This is a genomic window from uncultured Mycobacterium sp., assembly GCF_964249325.1.
Taxonomy (GTDB): Bacteria; Actinomycetota; Actinomycetes; order Mycobacteriales; family Mycobacteriaceae; genus Mycobacterium.
The window spans coordinates 17,258-19,987 of record NZ_CAXUCH010000067.1; the positions used below are offsets into that span (position 1 = coordinate 17,258).

The 2,730-nt window shown below is 59.5% G+C and carries 3 protein-coding genes; all 3 read right to left on the minus strand.

Annotation, left to right across the window (positions count from 1 at the left end; all coding sequences use genetic code 11):
* Positions 1-849 precede the first annotated feature (849 nt).
* Complete coding sequence (locus ACFE99_RS10955) at positions 850-1,323, minus strand: hypothetical protein (protein WP_375485107.1); 474 nt, start codon at positions 1,321-1,323, stop codon at positions 850-852.
* On the minus strand, positions 1,320-1,766 hold the full coding sequence (locus ACFE99_RS10960; RefSeq protein WP_375485109.1) for a hypothetical protein: 447 nt from the start codon (positions 1,764-1,766) through the stop codon (positions 1,320-1,322). Before ACFE99_RS10960 ends, ACFE99_RS10955 begins: the two co-directional genes overlap by 4 nt.
* A gap of 113 nt (positions 1,767-1,879) precedes the next feature.
* Complete coding sequence (locus ACFE99_RS10965; RefSeq protein ID WP_375485111.1) at positions 1,880-2,275, minus strand: hypothetical protein; 396 nt, start codon at positions 2,273-2,275, stop codon at positions 1,880-1,882.
* Positions 2,276-2,730: the final 455 nt, after the last annotated feature.

Genomic DNA, 2,730 nt, shown 5'->3' on the forward strand with positions numbered 1-2,730 from the left:
CCGCGTACTGGACCGCGACACCAGAACACTGATCCGCAAACGCATCCTCAACCCCGCCCGCGACTACCAACCACGCGGCGTCAAATGCAGAAACTCACAACAAAACCGGCTACAGGTGTAAAGCATGTCTCGGGACACCTGTCAACGATGTCCCGAGACACGACACTGGTCGGGCTGACAGGATTTGAACCTGCGACCACTTGACCCCCAGTCAAGCTTTTGGTGTTCGCACGTGTGAGCAGGTGACAAGTCTGGGCAGCTCAGAACGGTTTACTTGGCATCGGCTAACACCCGCTCACAGCCATAAAACGAGAACCGTTGCGCTACCGGTTGCGCTACATCCACCGGCTCAGGAGTGCGGACCTGGACTAGGGGGCGACGGGCCAGCTGCTACTTGGGATTGTTCTGTCTTAGGGAGCTCCACCGGCGGGGTTAGCACTTCAAAACTCTCTGGTACCGAGAAGGCGTCTTCAAACCCTCTGACCGATACTTGCACGTGGTATTTCCCAGGTGGCAGGGGTATTCCAGGTAGGAAAGTAAAGACAGCGGGCAGCCGAAGCGGTGTCCCCTCTGGAGTCGCTGGTTTGACCTCAATGCCAGCGGAGAGCTCGATTCTCAGCGCTCGTGATTCGCCAGACGGCTCCGCAAGCTGTGCGAGGCCACCGGTCTCTGTCAAGATTTCGAGCGTTAAGTCATAGCTTGTCGCTAGTTCCGCCCAGTCAATATCGAGGATCGCGATGACCGCAAAGCCTGGCAGTGGAGTGGTGGTGTTTGTCCAGCCAAGCCCAAGCGCTCCGACCTTGCCGGCCGGATCGCGTTGGGCCGCATCGGCGAGTAGAACCCGGATTCTCACCGGGTTGGCGCCAGTAGTGGATCGAGATCACCGGTTGGTTCGACACGGGACATGGCGTTGACGGTGGTGCCTAAGAACTCATTCACCAAAAAGTGATGGCTCGCGTCGAATCTGACGACGAACAAGTGTTCCGGTACAGACGACCAGTTGAGTACCGCCTGTAGGAACGTGCCGTGCCCAGCTGCGGGGTCAAGCGGTATCAAGATGCGAGGAACCTCATGGAACCCTTCCCAGTCCACGACCAGCGTGATTAGTCCGCGCGTCGTGTCGACGTCTGTGACTCGCGCAGTACTCGCGTAGTCGGCTTCTGAAGGGTCATCCTCCGGTTGGATCACTGTGACCACATCGCCCGGTCGCGGGATTCTCAACGCATCACCGACGCGCGCGATGTAGACCGCAGGATCGGTGTCGTGGACCGCATTCGGGTTGATCTCGATGCGATTGCCGAGGTCAAAGCGCCTATTGGTCATCTTGGCATCCTAATCTTCTCGGTTCCAAACAGGTCAGCCAACTTCCCGACAGCATCCAGGTCTAGGCGATCCGCGCCGAGAGGGATGTCGTAATGGTGTTCGTGCGGCCCACTTGGTATCAACTGAAACCCTTCAGCAGCTAGTTCCGGTTCCGTAATGACGCAATAGTGCCTGGCAGTTCGCTTCGTGCGAACGTAATTAACCAGCCTCTCGGTCAGTTCGGTGACCTCTTCGCCCAGGCCAAGGGGCATAGCAAAAGTGGAGATGCTGTAGTAGGGCAGCCGTCGATTGGTTTGCTCCGCTTTGAAGTGCTCATCTTCTGCATCCTTTTGCAGCCGCTCCTTGGTCCACGACCACAGCCTGATCACCAGCAGTTCTCCAACTTCAAGCTTGAGGTCCTTGGCAGTGCGGTCGACGTATGTGTACTGTGTCTCCTCCGCCACTGTGCATAAGCCCATCGGTAGCCACGCTCGGTCCCGACCACCCTAGTTGAGAGAGCGGGCCTCCTTTGCTGAACGAGGGTCTCATGTCTCCGTACATCCCGCGTCGCGCCAGGTCAGGTGCCTTCCTTATCGGTCATCTCCCGCACCACCTTCAACCGTCCGTAGCGGCCACGCACCGACGCCGAGCGCAGATCGCGCAGCAACCCGGCCAGCACCTTGGCCGCGCTGGGCTGGCTGCCCACCGCCCGCGGGTTATCCAACAGCCTGGCCATCGCCAACGCCGCCGCAGCCACGCCCGGCCTGTCGGTGGGGGCGGGTAGGTTATCCAACTCGGCTTGCACCGCCAACTCGACGGGACCGGGGTCGTCTGCCGCTACCGGCGCAGTCTCAGGCAGAAGTTTCCGCTGACGGTAGCCCTGCTGATAGCGATTGTTCGCCGCCGAACACCCCCCGCAGCGACAACCCTGGTTATAGCGCTGCCGTGTGCCGTGCTTTGCTGCCATTCTCATCAAAACCCTTGTCTTGCTTAGCAATTCACACGCAGACAATGCGCGAAACGTGTTGTGGTGCTTGGTAACATGTCACACCAAACTTCGTTGGCGAAAAACTGCCAGAGCCGAAGGCTGGGCCGTTCAAGATCGGCGAGAGATTTGCTACCCCCCTGGTTAGCGCTCTGAACTGCGGGAATAGCTTTGATCTTGTTTGCTGTGTTCATGATCCACGGGTGGTCACCATGCACGAATCCCATTGTGCGCGTGGGGAATTCCTTTGTGTTGCGGGTGGAGTCTCGGCGGCCCGACGCTGGTGCGCGCCGCAGTGCTCCTGATCCGACACCGGGTCACAGCCATGACGCCGGGCACGCCGAGGTCTCTCACCGCCTGCGGGTACGCGGTCGCTCAGACTGGACCTCTGTTGACCGGCACTCAGGGTGAGCATGATGGCGGCGTTGATGGTGAGGATGTGC

What these genes read in the sequence shown, in the direction of transcription:
- ACFE99_RS10965 (WP_375485111.1), bottom strand. Translation starts at nt 2,275, where the DNA reads ATGAGAATGGCAGCAAAGCACGGCACACGGCAGCGCTATAACCAGGGT.
- ACFE99_RS10955 (WP_375485107.1), bottom strand. Translation starts at nt 1,323, where the DNA reads ATGACCAATAGGCGCTTTGACCTCGGCAATCGCATCGAGATCAACCCG.